Genomic DNA, 16,621 nt, shown 5'->3' with positions numbered 1-16,621 from the left:
GTCAGTCGACCCGCAGGCGGTACCCCCGCTTGACCACCGTCTGCACCACGCGGGGCGCCTTCAGCCCGGCCCGCAGGCGGGCGACAGCCATCTCCACCGCGTGCTCGTCGGCGCCGCGCGGCAGCGTCCGCAGCAGCGCGGTGCGGGAGAGCACCTTCCCCGGTGACGCGGCGAGCGCCCGCAGCACCGCCATCGGCGCCGGCGCCAGCTGACGTAGCTCGCCGTCCACCACCGCGGCGTGCCCGCGCAGCGTCAGCACGTGCCCGGCCGCCTTCACCGAGACGGTACGCCGGGGCAGTTCCTCGACGATGGTGCGGACCAGCGCGCCCAGCCGGGCCCGGCTCGGCGCGCTCACCGGCACCCCGCGGCGGACCAGCGGCTCGGCGGTGACGGTGCCGACGCACCCGGCCAGCACGTCGCCGCGCAGCGCCTCCAGCACCGTCTCGGTACGGTCCCCGGCCGCCCGCAGCAGCGCCTCCGCCGCCGGAGCGGAGGTGAACGTGACGGCGTCGACGAGACGCCCGGCCACCAGGTCGATGAGCCGGTGCAGCGGCGCCGGGTCGGCCGGCGGCGCCCACCGGTACACCGGCACCTCGATCACCGTGGCACCGGCCGCCACCAGTGCGTCGGCGCACTCGGGCTGCCGCTCGCCGTGCAGTTGCATCGCCACCACCTGGCCGGCCACCCCGCGCCGGACCAGGTGCTCGACCACCTCATCGCAGCTCTCCGAGTCCGGGGACCAGTGCTCGCGCAGCCCGGCGGCACGGATCGCCCCGGTCGCCTTGGGGCCGCGGGACACCACGTACGCGCGGGCGAGCGTGCTGCGCAGCGGCTCGGCCAGCCCCCAGCCCTCGGCCGCCTCCAGCCAGCCGCGCATGCCGATGCCGGTGTTCGCCATCAGCACGTCCGGCGGCTGTTCCAGGCAGGCCCGGGTGGCCTCACGCAGGTCCGTGTCGTCGGCCAGCGGGACGATCCGCAGTGCCGGGGCGAGCACCACCCGCGCCCCACGCCGCTGGAGCAGCGCGGCCAGTTCGTCGCGCCGCCGGTCGGCGGTGACCCCGATGGTGAAGCCGGCCAGCTCGTCCCGCATCATTCCTCCTGCCGTAGCCGCACCTCGACCAGGCCGTCCCGGCAGCGCACCGGATGCCGGCGCAGCGTCACGCCCGGTAGATCCAGGCACCGCCCCGTGGTGAGGTCGTAGACCTGCTTGTGCAGCGGCGAGGCGAGCGTGGGCACCCCACCCCGGCTGCCGACCAGGCCCCGGGACATGACGTACGCGCCGCCGACCGGGTCGAGGTTGTCCACCGCGTACAGCCCGTCCGCGGTGCGGAAGACCGCCACCTGGACGCCGTCGACGAGCGCGGCCACGCCCCGGCCGGGGTCGAGCCGGTCCAGCGGGCAGAGCGGGGTCCAGTCCAGCGTGACGACGGGGCTCATCGGCGTACCTCCGGCAGGCCCAGCACGACGGGCTGGCGACGGTGTCCGCCGTCCGGGGGTGCGCCCCGGGCCGGCACCGGCTGGCCCCGCTCCTGGGTGAACGTGATGGACGGGTCGGGTACGTCCGGCGCGTTGACGAAGGAGGTGAATCGGCGCAGCCGGTCCGGGTCCTCCAGGACGTCGCGCCACTCGTCGGAGTAGCTCGCGACGTGCCGGGCCATCGCCGCGTCGAGGTCGGCGCAGAGCCCGAGCGAGTCGTCCACGAGCACCGACCGGAGGTGGTCCAGGCCGCCGTCCATGGCCTCGATCCAGGCGGCCGTGCGCTGCAACCGGTCGGCGGTGCGGATGTAGTACATGAGGAACCGGTCGATCACTGTCACCAGTTCCGCGGTGCTCAGGTCGGTGGCGAACAGGTCGGCGTGCCGGGGCCGAAAACCGCCGTTGCCGCCGACGTACAGGTTCCAGCCGGTCTCGGTGGCGATGACGCCGAAGTCCTTGCTCCGGGCCTCGGCGCACTCGCGGGCGCAGCCGGAGACGGCCGACTTGAGCTTGTGCGGCGCGCGCAGGCCCCGGTAGCGCAGCTCCAGCGCGACCGCGAGCCCCACCGAGTCCTGCACGCCGTAGCGGCACCAGGTGTCGCCGACACAGGACTTCACGGTGCGCAGCGCCTTGCCGTACGCGTGGCCGGACTCGAAGCCCGCGTCGACGAGCCGGCGCCAGATCTGCGGCAGTTGGTCGACGCGCGCGCCGAACAGGTCGATCCGCTGCCCGCCGGTGATCTTCGTGTAGAGCCGGAAGTCGCGCGCCACCTCGCCGATCGCGATCAGCTTCTCCGGGGTGATCTCCCCGCCGGGGATCCGGGGCACCACCGAGTAGCTGCCGTCGCGTTGCAGGTTCGCCAGGAAGTGGTCGTTGGTGTCCTGCAGCGACGCCTGCTCGCCGTCGAGCACGTGCCCGGTGCCGAGCGAGGCCAGGATCGAGGCCACCACCGGCTTGCAGATGTCGCACCCGCTGCCGCGCCCGTGCTCGGCGACGAGCCGGGAGAACGTGCTGACGCCCCGCACCCGGATCAGGTCGAACAGCTCCTGCCGGCTGTGGTCGAAGTGCTCGCACAGCGCCGTCGACTGGCGTACCCCGGCGGCGTCCAGCAGCTGCTTGAGCATCGGCACGCAGGAGCCGCAGCTCGTACCGGCCCGGGTGCACGCCTTCAGCGCCGGCACGTCGGTCGCCCCGCCGGCGATCGCCGCGTCCAGGTCGGCCCGGGTCACCGCGTTGCAGGAGCAGACCTGCGCGCCGGCGGGCAACGCGCACGCACCGGCGCCCGCGCCGCCGGCCGGCGCCAGCAACGCCAGCGGGGGAGCGGGCAGCGGTCCGCCGACACTGGCGCGCAACGCCGGGTACGCGCTCGCGTCCCCGACCAGCACGCCGCCCAGCAGCGTCCGCGCGTCGTCGGAGAGGACCAGCTTCGCGTACGAGCGGGTGGCCGGGTCGGTGTACGTCACGTCGAGGCAGCCGGGGGTGACGCCGTGCGCGTCACCGAACGAGGCCACGTCCACGCCGAGCAGCTTGAGTTTCGTGGCGGTGTCCGCGCCGGGGAACGTGGCCGCGCCGCCGAGCAGCCGGTCCGCGACCACCTCGGCGGTGGCGTACCCGGGCGCGACCAGACCGTGGCAGACCCCGTCCACCGCCGCGCACTCGCCGACCGCCCAGATCCGCTCGTCGGCGGTCCGGCAGGACGCGTCCACCAGAACCCCGCCGCGCGGGCCCAGCGGCAGCCCGGCCGCGCGGGCCAGCTCGTCACGTGGCCGGATCCCGGCGGCCACCACCACCAGTTCCGCGTCGACCGCACGGCCGTCGGCCAGGTCGAGCGCGGCCACAGAGCCGTCCGGGCCGGGGCGCAGCGCCGTGGTTGCCACCCCGAGGTACGGCGTGACGCCCAGCTCCTCGACGTACCGCCGGAGCATCGCGCCGCCCGCCTCGTCCACCTGCACCGGCATGAGCCGGGGCGCGAACTCGACCACGCTGGTGGCGAGCCCGAGCAGCCGCAGCGCGTTCGCCGCCTCCAGCCCGAGCAGCCCGCCACCGATCACCGCCCCGGTACGGCGGCCCCGGGCGTGCTCCCGGATCGCGGCCAGGTCGTCCAGCGTCCGGTAGACGAAGACGCCTGGTAGATCGGTGCCGTCGACCGGCGGCACGAACGCGTACGAGCCGGTGGCCAGCACCAGCGCGTCGTACGGGTACTCGCCGGAGGCAGTGGTCACCACCCGCCGTGCCCGGTCGACGCCGGTGGCCGGTTCACCCAGTCGCAGGTCCACTCCGGCGTCGGGGGTGTGCAGGTTCAGTTCGCCGGCGTCCACCCCGTCGAAGACGGCCGAGAGCCGCACCCGGTCGTACGCCGCGCGCCGTTCCTCGGCGAGCACCGTGACCCGCCACCGTCCGTCGGTGTCCCGGGCCCGCAGCGCCTCGACGAAGCGCTGCCCCACCATGCCGTTGCCGACGACGACCAGCCGCTCGCTCATGACATGACCTCCACCGTCTCGCGTACCTCGTCGGTTGTGGACGGATCCGCCTCGGCGAGCCAGGCGGCGATGCCGGCCACCGCGTCCCGGCAGCTGCCGCAGCCGGTGGCGGCCCGGGTCGCCGCGGACAGCTCCGCCGCCGTCCGGGCGCCCGCCCGCCAGCACGCCACCAGCGCGCCCTTGCTCACGTCGTTGCACCGGCACACTGTCGCGGCGTCCGGCATCAGCGCCGGTGACGCGGCAGGTCCGGCCGGCGCCTCGCCGAACGCCCGGCCGAGCAGCAGCGAGCGCCGGTCCGCCGGCACCGGCGCGCCCCTGTCGAACAGCTGCACCACGGTGCCGACCGCCGGGTTGTCGCCGAGCAGGATCGCGCCGGTCAGCCGCTCGTCCCGGATGCGCAGCCGGGCGTATGTGCCCCGGGCCGGGTCGGCGAAGGTCAGCTCCTCGACCGGCGGCCCGTCCGGGTCGCCGGTCCCGTCCACGTCGCCCATCGCGGCCAGGTCGATGCCGGCCGCCTTGAGCCGGGTCACCGCCGGCCGGGGCCGGTACCGGGCCAGCGGGTCCGCGCCGGTCAGCACGTCGGCCACCACCCGGGCCTGCGCCCAGGCCGGCGCGACGAGCCCGGTCAGCGTCCCGTCGTGCTGGGCGCAGTCGCCGATCGCCGAGATCCGCCTGTCGCTCGTCCGCATCCGGTCGTCCACCACCACGCCCCGCTCGACGGCGAGTCCGGCCGCCGCGGCGAGCGCGGTGTCGGGGCGTACCCCGCAGCAGAGCACCAGCAGGTCGGCGTCGAGCGGTTCGGCGTCGCCCAGGTGCAGGCGGACGCCGCCGGCGCCGGCGCTCACGGCGGTGGCCGGCACCCCGAGCCGGGACCGGACGCCCAGGCCGGCGAGCGTGCCCGCGAGGACCGCGCCGGCCGGCGGGTCGAGCTGGCGTTCCATCAGGTGTCCGACCGGGTGGACCACAGTCACGTCGAGCGCCCGGGCGGCCAGCCCCCGGGCCGCCTCCAGACCCAGCAGCCCGCCCCCGAGCACGATCACGCGCCGCGCGCCCTCGGCGGCGGCGAGGATCCGCCGGCAGTCGCCGAGCGTGCGGAACGGGACGACCCGCTCGGGCAGCGGGGCGAGGCCGGGCAGCGGCGGCACCACGGCCCGGCTGCCGGTGGCGAGCACCAGGTGGTCGTACCCGTGCCGTTCGCCGTCGTCGGTGACCACCTCGCCGGCGGCCCGGTCCACGGCGGTGACGGCCGCGCCGGTGCGGACCTCGACGCCCGGCCCGACGGCTTCGACCAGCTCGACGTCCGGCTCGCCGATGCGTCCGGCGAGCAGCGTGGAGAGCATGATCCGGTTGTACGCGCGGTGCGGCTCCGCCCCGAGCACGGTGATCCGCCGGTTTCCGCCGCGTGCGTGCAGCTCGGCGGCGAGCCGGGCGCCGGCCATGCCGTAGCCGACGACGACTATGCGTTCGTTCATGCCGGCTCCACCCGGACCGCGCAGATCTTGAACTCGGGCATCCCGGAGACCGGGTCGAGCGCGTCGTTGGTGACCGAGTTGGCGCGTTGCGCGCCGGGCCAGTGGAACGGCGCGAAGACGGTGTCCGGCCGGATCGCCGTGCTGAGCCGGGCCGGTGCGCACAACTCACCCCGGCGGGAGACCACACGTACCGGTGCCCCCTCGGTCACGCCGATCCGTGCTGCCAGGTCCGGGTGCAGCTCGACGAAGCCGCCCGGTGCGGCGCGGCGCAAGGCGGCCACCCGCCGGGTCTGCGCGCCGGATTGGTATTGAGCCAGCACCCGGCCGGTGGTGAAGTGCAGCGGGTAGTCGGCGCACACCGGCTCGGCGGCCGGCCGGTGGGTCACCGGATGGAACCGGGCGCGGCCGTCCGGGGTGGGGAAGCGGTCGGCGAACAGCCGGGGCGTGTCCGGGCCGTCCCGGTCCGGGCAGGGCCAGAAGACGCCGGTGTCGGCGTCGATCCGGTCCCAGGTGATCCCGGCGTAGTCGGCCGGCCCGCCGGACGAGGCCCGGCCCAGCTCCGCGAACACCTCGCGCGGGTCGGCCGGCAGCGGCGTTCCGTCCCCGATCAGCCGTGCGGCGAGCGCGGCGAGGATCTCCAGCTCGGTACGGACCCCGGCCGGTGGCTCGCGCAGCGCGCGGCGGCGCAGCACCCGGCCCTCCAGATTGGTCATCGTGCCGTCCTCCTCGGCCCACTGGGCGACCGGCAGCACCACGTCGGCCAGCTCGGCCGTCTCGGAACGGACGAAGTCCGCCACCACGAGCAGGTCCAGGGCGCGCAGCCGGGACTCGACCCGCGCGGCGCGGGGCGCGGACACGACCGGGTTGGAACCGAACACCAGCAGCGCCCGCGCGCCGGACGGCGTGCCGAGCGCGTCCAGGAGCTGGTACGCCGGCACCCCCGGCCCGGGTAGCGAGTCCGGTTCGACGCCCCACACCCCGGCGACGTGCTCGCGGGCCGCCGGGTCGTCGATGCGCCGGTAGCCGGGGAGCTGATCGGCCTTCTGCCCGTGTTCCCGGCCGCCCTGCCCGTTGCCCTGCCCGGTCAGGCAGCCGTAACCCGAACCGGGGCGGCCGGGCAGGCCCAGGGCCAGCGCCAGGTTGATGAAGGCGGTGACCGTGTCGACGCCCTTGGCGTGCTGCTCGGCCCCCCGAGCGGTGAGAATGACCGCGCGGTCCACTGTGGCGAGCGCGCGGGCGGTCGCGTACAGGTCGGCCACCGGCACGCCGGAGAGCCGTTCCACCTCCGCCGGCCAGTAGCCGGCCACCGTCCGCCGGACGTCGTCGAAGCCGGTGGTCCGCTCCGCCACGTACGACCGGTCCAGCCAGCCCTCGGTGAGCGCGATGTGCAGCAGCGCGTTCGCCACCGCGAGGTCGGTGCCGGGCAGGGGTTGCAGGTGCAGGTCGGCCTGCCGGGCGGTGGCGGTGGCGCGCGGGTCGACAACGATCAGCCGGCCGCCGCGTTCCCGCAGGTCGGCGACGTGCCGCATCAGCGGCGGCATGGTCTCGGCCGGGTTCGCGCCGACCAGCAGCAACGTGTCCGCGTGGCCGAGGTCCGCGAGCGGGAACGGCAGTCCCCTGTCGATCCCGAACGCCCGGTTCCCGGCCGCGGCGGCCGACGACATGCACCAGCGACCGTTGTAGTCGATGTGCCGGGTCCGCAGCGTCACCCGCGCGAAGCGGCCCAGCGCGTACGCCTTCTCGTTGGTGAGGCCGCCGCCACCGAAGACCGCCACCGCGTCCGGCCCGTGCCGGTGCTGCACGTCCCGGACCCCGGCGGCGACACGGTCGAGCGCCTCGTCCCAGGTCGCCGGGCGCAGCTCGCCGCCGGGCCGGTCGCGCAGCAGCGGGGTGGTGAGCCGGTCCGGGTGGTCGAGCAGGTCGGCGGCGGTCCAGCCCTTCTGGCACAGCCCGCCCCGGTTGGTGGGGAAGTCGCGGGCGCCGACCTCGACACCGTCGCCGGTGGCGCGCAGCACCATGCCGCACTGCAAGGCGCAGTACGGGCAGTGCGTGGCGGCCTCGGCGGGGCGTGACCCCGTTCGCGTCGCCGTGCGTGCACCGTCTGTCATGTCGGAAAAGCGTGCCGTCGGGCGGTTTCCGGTCCGGGTCTGCTCTGTTTCGGTCCTGTCACGAGCGCTTCACACCGCACGCGGGTGACGAGACGTTCCGTAGGGCTTAGAATGTGGGACGAAAATCTCATATATCGGGAGGCATGATGAGCGTGGCGGACGCGTTCGACGCGGTGGCCGGCAGCTACGACCAGGCCCGACGCCGCCTGGTGCCCTGCTTCGACGCCTTCTACGGCACCGCTGTCGAGGTGGCCGCACCCCCGCTGCGCGCCGCGCTCGCCGCCGGGCGTACCCCCGAGGTGCTGGACCTGGGCGCGGGCACCGGCCTGCTGTCCCTGCTGCTGACCGCGGCCGTCCCCGGGGTCCACCTGACGCTCGTGGACGGTCCCCCCGGCATGCTCGCGGTGGCCGCCGGACACCTGGAGGAACGCGGCGTGGCGCACCGCACGGTCCACGCCGACCTGGCCGGCCCGCTGCCCGCCGGCCGGTACGACGCGGTGGTGTCCGCGCTGGCCATCCACCACCTCGACGACGAGGGCAAGCGTGCGCTGTACAAGCGGGCCGCCGACGCGCTCGTCCCCGGCGGGGTGTTCGTCAACGCCGAGCAGGTGGCCGGGCCCACCCCCGCGCTGGACCGCCGCTACGACGAGGTGTGGACGGCGCGGATCACCGAGCTGGGCTCCGACGCCGAGGAGATCGCCGGCGCCCGGGAGCGGATGCGGCACGACCGGCCGGCCCCGGTGGCAGACCAGTGCCGGTGGCTGACCGAGGCGGGCCTGGTGGACGTGGACTGCTTCTTCAAGGAGTGGCGTTTCGCGGTCTTCGGCGGTCAGCGGCCGGACGGTTCGGCGAGGTGATTCTCGAGCCGATCGGCGAAACGGGGCGCGCCGGCCTTCCGTAGATGGGCGATCAGTTCGGCCGCGTCCTTGTCCTCGGCGACCAGGCTGCGCCGGTAGTAGTCGATCTGCCACACCAACGTCCTCATGACCAGAGGCATCGAACGGTCGGCCACCCAGTTGAGGAACTCGTCGCCGGTGCGGACCGACAGCGATTCCCGTACGCATTCCGGCGGAAAGGCGCGCCGGTCGTCGGTCACCAGGATGTCGGCGCGGCTGTGCACGGCGGCGGCCAGCACGTGCCGGTCGTCCGGGTCCGGCGGGCACGGGACGTCGTTCGGCGAATAGCCGGTGACGAGGCCGTACGGGAACGCCTGGACGAAGCGGCGTCGCTGGCCGCCGATCGCCTGCTCGGAATGCTCGGGCCGCTTACGGCGCAGGCGATACATCCATTCCGCCAGAACGTCCTCGCTGTACCGCAGATCGAAGACGGCGCAGTCGCCTTCGAGCGCGAGAAGGCTGATCCAGTCGCGAAGGGTCCTGGAATAGAGAATGTTCGCGTCCAGGAACACCAGTGGGGCGCTGGGGATCACAGTGGACACCCTACCCAGCGCCCACTGGCCGGGCCCGGAACTACACGTCGTCGGTGAAACCCAGCGCGTCGGACTCCCACATCAGGGCCTCGTACGACTTCCGTCGCTCTTCCATCTGTCGTTGCCGGAATGCGAGGACGTCGCGGAGGAAGAGGCGTCGGTGGCTGCCGACCCGGTGCGACGCGATAGACCCGTTCTCCAGGAGGCGGACGAGTGTGGGGCGGGACATGCCGAGCAGCTTCGCCGCCTCGGTCGTCGTCAGTTCGCGGGAGATGGCGCTGATCGCGACGCCGTCGCCGCGGGCGAGCATCGCCGAGATCTGATGGAGGACGTCGAACATCTGGGCGGGAACCTCGACCTCTTCACCGTCCGCCGAGACGAGTCGGGCCACGCCTTCGCCCGCAGCGAGGGGGTGCCGCACGAGGAACTCCTCCATGGCGGCCGCCTTCTGGCGCTCCGCTCCCTCGGTGGGCATGACCGAGGCGGCCACGCCGGTGCTGAGGCTCATGACGGCTCCCTGGGGCAGATGTGCGTCCTAACCGTTCGGACTAACTCCATCGTCACCTCCAAGTGCAATATCCGCAACCGACTTCGGTTGTTTCACCTGTCGATGTCCTAATCCCCGATCGGTGGGGACGAGGATGACTGGTGGTCATACCGGTGGGTAGTCTTCCCGGCATGACCGCCAAGGTGACGCTGTCGTTCTCCGACGAGACGATCGAGGAGGCGCGCCGGTTCGCCAAGCGGGAAGGGCTCTCCCTCTCCGCCTGGATGGACCAGGCCGCCCGGGAGAAGGCGCTGCGCGAGGTCTTCACCGCGCACGCCGACGCGGTCGGCCGGGCCGGTCTGGACCTGGAAGCCGCCGCCCTGGCCGACGCCCAGGAAGTCGCGCTCGTCGACGACGCCCTGTTCGGCGGGCGCCCGCGTGCTGCGTAGGGGCGAGGTCTGGCGCATCTCCGGCGCCCGGGAACGGTTCGGTCTGGTGATCAGCTCCGACGTCTACAACGCCACTGCGGTACCCATCGTGATCGTGGCCGAGGTGGTGGAGGAGTCGCTGCTGCGCGACTCGCCGCTCGCCGTGCGGATGGGCGCGTACGTGGTGATGCCCGACCGCATCTCCTCACCGATGAAGAAGTGGTTCACCGAGTGCGTGGACGTGGCCGACACCGAGACCATGCAGCGGGTCGGCCGGGCGCTGCGGATCCTCCAGGAGCTGTGACCGCCTCACCGGCGCGCTCCGGCGGACGTGCGATCTCCGTTGCCGAGCCGACGCGCGCGGGGCACGCCCGGGAAACCACCGGCTGACAGCGTCGCCTCGTCATCGACGAGGAGGAGTGGCCCGTGAGCACGCTCGTTTCCGCACCCACGACGCCGCCGGCCACCACCGCCGGCCGGCTCACCGAATGGCGGCCGGAGGACCCGGCGTTCTGGGCGGCCGGCGGCGCCCGGGTGGCCCGGCGCAACCTGTACGTCTCGATCTTCGCCGAGCACGTCGGCTTCTCCGTGTGGAGCCTCTGGTCCGTCACGGTGCTGTTCCTGGGCCCCGAGTACGGCATCGACCCGGCCGGGAAGTTCCTGCTCACCGCCGTACCGGCCGCGCTGGGGGCGGTGCTGCGGCTGCCGTACACGCTGGCGGTGGCCCGCTTCGGCGGCCGGAACTGGACCATCGTGAGCGCGTTGCTGCTGCTCGTGCCGGCGGTGCCGATGGCGGTGCTGATCGAGCCCGGGGTGTCGTACGCCACGCTGATGGTGCTGGCCTGCCTGTCCGGCGTCGGCGGCGGCAACTTCGCCTCGTCGATGGCGAACATCAACCTGTTCTTCCCGGAGCGGCTCAAGGGCCGGGCGCTGGGGCTCAACGCCGGCGGCGGCAACCTGGGCGTACCAGCGGTGCAACTGGTGGGGCTGGCGGTGCTGGCGACCGCGGGCGCCGCGTACCCCCGGCTCGTGCCGGCGGTCTACCTGCCGCTGATCGTGCTGGCCGCGCTCGCCGCGGCCCGGTGGCTGGACAACGTGCCGGGGGCGCGCAACGAGCCGGGCGCGCTGCGCGCGGCGGCCCGCGACCCGCACACCTGGGTGATGTCGCTGCTCTACGTCGGCACGTTCGGCTCGTTCATCGGCTTCGGGTTCGCCTTCGGCCAGGTGCTCCAGCTCCAGTTCCACGACCGGTTCCCGACGCCCGTTGACGCGGCCTGGCTGACCTTCCTCGGCCCGCTGATCGGGTCGCTGATCCGGCCCGTCGGCGGTCAGCTCGCCGACCGGCTGGGCGGGGCCCGGGTCACGTTCTGGAACTTCGTGGCGATGGCCGCCGGCGCCGGTCTGGTGCTGTACGCGGCCCGGGAGCGCTCGTTCCCGCTCTACCTGGCCGGGTTCCTGGCGCTGTTCGTCTTCTCCGGGATCGGCAACGGCTCGACGTACAAGATGATCCCGGCGATCTTCCGGGCCCGGGCCGTCGCGGAGAGTGAGCTGACCGGCGACCCGGAGGCGGCGCAGCGGCGGGCCCGGCGCCTGTCCGGCGCGGTGATCGGGATCGCCGGGGCGGTCGGGGCCTCGGGTGGGGTGCTGGTGAACGTGGCGTTCCGGCAGTCGTTCCTGGCCTCCGGCACCGCCGACGCCGCCTACCTGGCCTTCATTGGCTGGTACGCGCTCTGTTTCCTGGTGACCTGGGTGGTCTACCTGCGTCCCGGGCCGCGTACGCTGGTCGGCGTGTGACCTGTGCCATGACGAATCCGCAGGCCACGCGCGGCGCGACCCCGTTTTGACCTGCCGCCGGGCGGCCGGGTATCGTTGCCTGCTGTTGTACGACATTCTTAGGCGTGCCGCATCAGGTACGCTTGGTCGTTCGTGCGCGCTGGTCCGGCTGGGTACTCCTGGTCACCTCGGCGCGCGACCCCAGACCGACGACGAGACAAGGTAGACCTGTGCGTACGTACAGCCCGAAGCCGGGTGAGATCGAGCGTCAGTGGCACGTCATCGACGCCTCTGATGTCGTGCTGGGCCGCCTGGCGACCCACGCCGCCACGCTCCTGCGTGGCAAGCACAAGCCGACTTTCGCGCCGCACGTCGACACGGGCGACTTCGTCGTCATCGTGAACGCGGGCAAGGTCGCGCTGACCGGCAACAAGCGCCAGACCAAGGTCGCTTACCGCCACTCCGGTTACCCGGGTGGTCTGAAGCGGGTCGGCTACGACGAGCTGCTGACCAAGCGGCCCGAGCGGGCCATCGAGCTGGCCGTGAAGGGCATGCTCCCGCACAACAAGCTGGGCCGTCAGCTTCTCAAGAAGCTGAAGGTCTACGCCGGTGCCGAGCACCCGCACACCGCGCAGCAGCCGGTGCCGTTCGAGATCAAGCAGATCGCGCAGTGAGCGCGGGCGAAGGAAGCAGCATGACCGACATCACCGCCACCGAGGTCGCCCCCGAGGCCACCGAGGCGCCGGCGCCCGTCGCGCGCGCGCCCCGTGGTGACCGCCCGATCCAGACCGTGGGTCGGCGCAAGGAAGCCATCGTCCGGGTTCGGATCGTTCCGGGCACCGGCAAGATCACCTGCAACGGCCGCGACCTCGAGGCCTACTTCCCGAGCAAGGTGCACCAGCAGCTCATCAAGGACCCGCTGGTCACCGCCGAGAAGCCCGAGGCGTTCGACGTGATCGCCAACCTGCGTGGCGGCGGCACCACCGGCCAGGCCGGCGCGCTGCGGCTCGCCATCGCCCGGGCGCTGATCGTCAGCGAGCCCGACGACCGCCCGGCCCTGAAGAAGGCCGGCTTCCTGACCCGTGACGCCCGGGTCAAGGAGAGCAAGAAGTACGGCCTCAAGAAGGCCCGCAAGGCTCCCCAGTACTCGAAGCGCTGATCATCACAAGCGTCTTGTACTTCTGACGGACGGCCGGTTCGCCTCCCCCATCCGGGAGGCGGACCGGCCGTTCCGCGTTTCTCCTCTCATCGGCAGTTCCACGGAGGTTGGCGGGTATGGGCCGGTTGTTCGGCACGGACGGCGTACGCGGGCGGGCGAACGCGGATCTCACCCCGGAGTTGGCGCTTGCGGTCGCGGTGGCCGCGGCCCACACGCTGGCCGAGACCGACAAGAGCCATCCGCCGCTCGCGGTGGTCGGCCGGGACACCCGGGCCAGCGGCGAGATGCTGGAGGCGGCGGTGGTCGCCGGGCTCACCAGCGCCGGCGCCAACGTGGTCCGGGTCGGCGTGCTGCCGACCCCGGCGGTGGCGTTCCTCACCGCCGAGGCCAAGGCCGACCTGGGCGTGATGCTCTCCGCCTCGCACAACCCGATGCCGGACAACGGCATCAAGCTGTTCGCCGCCGGCGGGCACAAGCTGCCCGACGAGATCGAGATGCGGATCGAGGAGGCGGTGAAGGCGAACGCCACCACCGCGTGGAAGCGTCCCGTCGGCGCCGGTGTCGGCCGCGTGCACGACCTGCTCGACGGCGCCGACCACTACGTGCAGCACCTGATCGGCACCGTGCCGCACCGCCTCGACGGGATCAAGGTCGTGGTCGACTGCGCCAACGGCGCGGCCGCCGACGTCGCCCCGGTCGCCTACCGGGAGGCCGGCGCCGAGGTGATCGCCATCCACGCCGAGCCGGACGGGCTCAACATCAACGACGAGTGCGGCTCGAACCACATCGAGGCGCTGCGCGCCGCGGTGGTCGAGCACGGCGCCCACCTCGGCATCGCCCACGACGGCGATGCCGACCGCTGCGTCGCGGTCACCGCCGACGGCGACGAGGTCGACGGCGACCAGGTCATGGCGATCCTCGCGCTGGCCATGCGGGACGCCGGCGAGCTGACCCAGGACACCCTGGTCGCCACCGTGATGAGCAACCTCGGTCTCCGCCTGGCCATGTCCGAGCACGGCATCCGGCTGGTCGAGACCAAGGTCGGTGACCGGTACGTGCTGGAGGAGCTGCGCGCCTCCGGCCTGGCGCTCGGCGGCGAGCAGAGCGGTCACATCGTGCTGCCCGCGTACGCCACCACCGGCGACGGCGTGCTGACCGGCCTGCACCTGATGGCGCGGATGGCCGCCACCGGCACCTCGCTGGCCGAGCTGGCCGCCGTGGTCACCAAGCTGCCCCAGGTGCTGATCAACGTGCCGGTCGGGGACCGTACCGTCGGCGCCGCCGCACCGGCCGTCCGGGCCGAGGTCGAGCGCGCCGAGGCCGAGCTGGGCGAGACCGGCCGGGTGCTGCTGCGCCCGTCCGGCACCGAGCCGCTGGTACGGGTCATGGTCGAGGCGGCCACCGAGGACACCGCGCGCGAGGTCGCCGAGCGCATCGCCGAGCACGTGCGGACCGCGAGCCCGGTCGCCTGAGCCACGCCGCCCGCCCGCTGGGGGACCTCCCTCCAGCGGGCGGTTCAGTCTCCGCGCAGACCACGCAGCCGGGTCACCGCCTCGGCCAGCACCTCCGGCCGCTTGCAGAACGCGAACCGGATCAGCCGCCGACCGGCCTCCACGTCGTCGTAGAACACCTGCGTCGGCACCGCCACCACGCCGCAGCGCTCCGGCAGCGACCGGCAGAACTCCACCCCGTCCCGGCCGCGCAGCGGCGTGACGTCGGCGGTCACGAAGTAGGTGCCCTCCGGCGGGAGCACACCGAACCCGGCGTCGGCCAGCCCGGCGGCGAGCTGGTCCCGGCGACGTTGCATGTCGTCCCGGAACCCGGTGAAGTACGCGTCCGGCAGCCCGAGCGCCACCGCCACCGCCGGTTGCAGCGGCCCGGCGTTGACGAACGTCAGGAACTGCTTCACCCGCAGCACCGCCGCCACCAGCGGCGCGGGGCCGCTCACCCAGCCGACCTTCCAGCCGGTGCAGGAGAACGTCTTGCCGGCCGACGAGATGCGCAGCGTCCGCTCCCACATCCCCGGCAGCGTGGCCGGCGGTACGTGCGGCGCGGCGGCGTCGGTGAACACCAGGTGCTCGTAGACCTCGTCGGTGACCGCGTACACGTCGTGTTCCCGGCACAGCTCGGCCACCGTCGTCAGTTCGTCGGCGGTGAAGACCTTGCCGGTCGGGTTGTGCGGCGAGTTCAGCAGCACCAGCCGGGTACGCGGCCCGAACGCGGCGCGCAGCTCGTCCGGGTCGAAGGCGTACCTGCCGTCGGGCCCGGGCCGCAGCGTCACCGGGCGGCGGACCGCCCCGGCCAGCGCGATCGAGGCGGCATACGAGTCGTAGTACGGCTCGAAGCAGATCACCTCGTCACCCGGCTCGCACAGCGCGAGGATGCTCGCCGCGATCGCCTCGGTCGCCCCGGCGGTCACCACGATCTCGCCGTCCGGGTCGTACTCCAGGCCCCAGAACCGGCGCTGGTGCTCGGCGACGGCGGCGCGCAGCGCGGGGATGCCGGGGCCGGGCGGGTACTGGTTGTGGCCGGTACGCAGCGCCTCGGCCGCGGCGGCGAGCATCTCCGGCGGGCCGTCGGTGTCCGGGAAGCCCTGCCCGAGGTTGACCGCGCCGGTACGCACGGCCAGCGCGGACATCTCGGCGAAGACGGTGGTGCCGAACGGCCGCATCCGGGCCACCAGGGGATCGGTCGTCGTCACGGCGGCCAGCCTACGGCCCGCCGCCGAGTGCTCACCAGCCGAAGCAGGTCGCGCCGTACTCGCCCGAGTCCTTGGAGACGACCTTGCCGTTGACGGTGATCCGGCAGGTCACGTCGCCGGACCCGACGGGGCTGGCGATGATCTGCACCCGCTCGCGGTCGTTCGCCGTGAAGCTCAGCCGCCAGGGCGTGTCCACGGCGCCGGGCTGGTGGAAGTTGGCGTCCGCGTCGTAGAACTGCACCTCGGCCTCGCCGTCGGTGGCTGTCACCTCGTACAGCACGGTGAACTTGCCGGGCCCGCCGGACGGGGTGGTGGCCGGCCGGGCCGGGGGCGCGGTCGGCTCGTCGGCCCACCCGTCGGGCTCGCCGTAGAACGGCTCGTCGTACCGGTCGCCGGAGGCCGTCCCGTCGTCCAGGCCCCGGCCGAGGAAGGACAGCCCGACGCAGCCGCAGACGATGATCGCCAGGACGGTGACGAGGCCGATCACCAGGCCGGCCACCCAGCCGCCGCCACCGCGGCGCGGCGGCATGCCCGGATACGCGTACGGCGGCGGGTAGGGGCCGGGTGGGTGGGACCCGGCTTTGTAGGGGCCGGGCGGGTAGGCGCCCGGTGTCCAGGCCGGCTGTGCCGGGAAGCCGGGGACGCCGGGCTGGGACGGCCATCCGGGCGTACCCGGGTGGTGCGGGTCGCCGGAGGCCGGTGGGACGGGTGGGCGCGGCGTGGCGGCCGGGTCGGCCGGAGCCGCCCACCCCGGTTCGCCCACCGGCCGTCCCGTACCGCTCGGTGGCATGGCCGGACCGGTCCCGGCGGACGCGCTCTCCGGGCCGGTGGCCGCCCAGGGGCTCGGAGCGGGCGGCGGCGACCAGGGCTCGGGCGGCGTCCACGGCTGCGGGGCGGCAAGCGGGTCCGGCGGCGTCCAGGAGGAGGGCTGCGGCGTGGCCGGCGCGGCGGTCGGGTCGGCCGGTCCGGGGGCCGGTTCGGGGGAGGGGGTCGTCTCGGACATGGGCTCAGCTCACAGGGGTACGGCGCGGACGACCGCGGAACGGTGGGGCCGGGGGACGGCGCCCGGCCTCAATGTAGGCGGTGGCGACCAGCCGTGCGGCCCCGG

Annotated in this window: 16 protein-coding genes; 7 read left to right on the top strand and 9 right to left on the bottom strand. The window is 73.8% G+C overall.

The annotated features are described in order from the left end of the window. Nucleotide 1 precedes the first annotated feature (1 nt). The 5 genes from OC439_RS09245 to OC439_RS09225 are packed head-to-tail and all read right to left on the bottom strand — an operon-like array spanning nucleotide 2 to nucleotide 7,536. Entirely contained in the window at nucleotides 2-1,090 is a 1,089-nt protein-coding gene (locus OC439_RS09245; protein ID WP_194801405.1) for a uroporphyrinogen-III synthase, read from the bottom strand. Beyond that, nucleotides 1,090-1,437, bottom strand: a complete 348-nt coding sequence (gene nirD, locus OC439_RS09240) for a nitrite reductase small subunit NirD (protein ID WP_262013073.1) — start codon at nucleotides 1,435-1,437, stop codon at nucleotides 1,090-1,092. Before nirD ends, OC439_RS09245 begins: the two co-directional genes overlap by 1 nt. Further along, nucleotides 1,434-3,956, bottom strand: coding sequence for a nitrite reductase large subunit NirB (gene nirB / locus OC439_RS09235; RefSeq protein ID WP_262013072.1), 2,523 nt, complete (start codon nucleotides 3,954-3,956; stop codon nucleotides 1,434-1,436). The genes nirD and nirB overlap by 4 nt, the downstream gene beginning before the upstream one ends. Further along, entirely contained in the window at nucleotides 3,953-5,428 is a 1,476-nt protein-coding gene (locus tag OC439_RS09230) for an FAD-dependent oxidoreductase (RefSeq protein WP_262013071.1), read from the bottom strand. The genes nirB and OC439_RS09230 overlap by 4 nt, the downstream gene beginning before the upstream one ends. Beyond that, a complete protein-coding gene (locus OC439_RS09225; protein ID WP_262013070.1) occupies nucleotides 5,425-7,536 on the bottom strand; it encodes a molybdopterin oxidoreductase family protein in 2,112 nt (703 codons plus the stop codon). Before OC439_RS09225 ends, OC439_RS09230 begins: the two co-directional genes overlap by 4 nt. 146 nt (nucleotides 7,537-7,682) lie before the next feature. Here OC439_RS09225 and OC439_RS09220 point away from each other — a divergent pair, with 146 nt between their 5' ends. After that, complete coding sequence (locus OC439_RS09220; protein WP_262013069.1) at nucleotides 7,683-8,393, top strand: class I SAM-dependent methyltransferase; 711 nt, start codon at nucleotides 7,683-7,685, stop codon at nucleotides 8,391-8,393. Here OC439_RS09220 and OC439_RS09215 read toward each other — a convergent pair. Next, nucleotides 8,366-8,965 carry a PIN domain-containing protein gene (locus tag OC439_RS09215; RefSeq protein WP_262013068.1) on the bottom strand — a complete coding sequence of 200 codons (600 nt, stop codon included), beginning with the start codon at nucleotides 8,963-8,965 and terminating at the stop codon, nucleotides 8,366-8,368. The two genes, OC439_RS09220 and OC439_RS09215, sit on opposite strands and share 28 nt — an antisense overlap. 40 nt (nucleotides 8,966-9,005) lie before the next feature. Beyond that, nucleotides 9,006-9,473, bottom strand: coding sequence for a helix-turn-helix domain-containing protein (locus OC439_RS09210; protein ID WP_262013067.1), 468 nt, complete (start codon nucleotides 9,471-9,473; stop codon nucleotides 9,006-9,008). A 170-nt stretch (nucleotides 9,474-9,643) separates the two neighbouring features. On the opposite strand from OC439_RS09210, the gene OC439_RS09205 reads away from it, so the two are divergent. From OC439_RS09205 to glmM, 6 genes are all read left to right on the top strand, one after another. Then, the gene (locus tag OC439_RS09205; protein ID WP_030269378.1) at nucleotides 9,644-9,901 is read left to right on the top strand and encodes a DUF6364 family protein; all 258 of its coding nucleotides are present in this window, start codon (nucleotides 9,644-9,646) and stop codon (nucleotides 9,899-9,901) included. Further along, nucleotides 9,891-10,184 (top strand): type II toxin-antitoxin system PemK/MazF family toxin, encoded by a 294-nt coding sequence (locus OC439_RS09200; RefSeq protein ID WP_091426307.1) that lies wholly within the window; start codon nucleotides 9,891-9,893, stop codon nucleotides 10,182-10,184. Before OC439_RS09205 ends, OC439_RS09200 begins: the two co-directional genes overlap by 11 nt. 122 nt (nucleotides 10,185-10,306) lie before the next feature. Then, entirely contained in the window at nucleotides 10,307-11,674 is a 1,368-nt protein-coding gene (locus OC439_RS09195) for an MFS transporter (protein ID WP_262013066.1), read from the top strand. Between the two features lie 209 nt (nucleotides 11,675-11,883). Further along, nucleotides 11,884-12,327 carry a 50S ribosomal protein L13 gene (rplM, locus tag OC439_RS09190; RefSeq protein ID WP_013288574.1) on the top strand — a complete coding sequence of 148 codons (444 nt, stop codon included), beginning with the start codon at nucleotides 11,884-11,886 and terminating at the stop codon, nucleotides 12,325-12,327. Between the two features lie 20 nt (nucleotides 12,328-12,347). Beyond that, nucleotides 12,348-12,812: a 30S ribosomal protein S9 gene (gene rpsI, locus OC439_RS09185; protein WP_018784602.1), complete on the top strand. Its 465-nt coding sequence runs from the start codon at nucleotides 12,348-12,350 to the stop codon at nucleotides 12,810-12,812. A 116-nt stretch (nucleotides 12,813-12,928) separates the two neighbouring features. Next, nucleotides 12,929-14,284 (top strand): phosphoglucosamine mutase, encoded by a 1,356-nt coding sequence (glmM, locus tag OC439_RS09180; protein ID WP_262013065.1) that lies wholly within the window; start codon nucleotides 12,929-12,931, stop codon nucleotides 14,282-14,284. A gap of 44 nt (nucleotides 14,285-14,328) precedes the next feature. On the opposite strand, the gene OC439_RS09175 is transcribed toward glmM, so the two are convergent. Continuing rightward, nucleotides 14,329-15,513, bottom strand: a complete 1,185-nt coding sequence (locus OC439_RS09175; RefSeq protein WP_262013064.1) for a pyridoxal phosphate-dependent aminotransferase — start codon at nucleotides 15,511-15,513, stop codon at nucleotides 14,329-14,331. Between the two features lie 31 nt (nucleotides 15,514-15,544). Continuing rightward, entirely contained in the window at nucleotides 15,545-16,516 is a 972-nt protein-coding gene (locus OC439_RS09170) for an MmpS family transport accessory protein (protein WP_262013063.1), read from the bottom strand. Nucleotides 16,517-16,621 lie beyond the last annotated feature (105 nt).

The organism is Micromonospora sp. Mcm103 (assembly GCF_024519755.1).
GTDB lineage: Bacteria > Actinomycetota > Actinomycetes > Mycobacteriales > Micromonosporaceae > Micromonospora > Micromonospora aurantiaca.
Note: the sequence above shows the minus strand (reverse complement) of the source record. Positions and strands in the feature narration are given on the sequence as shown.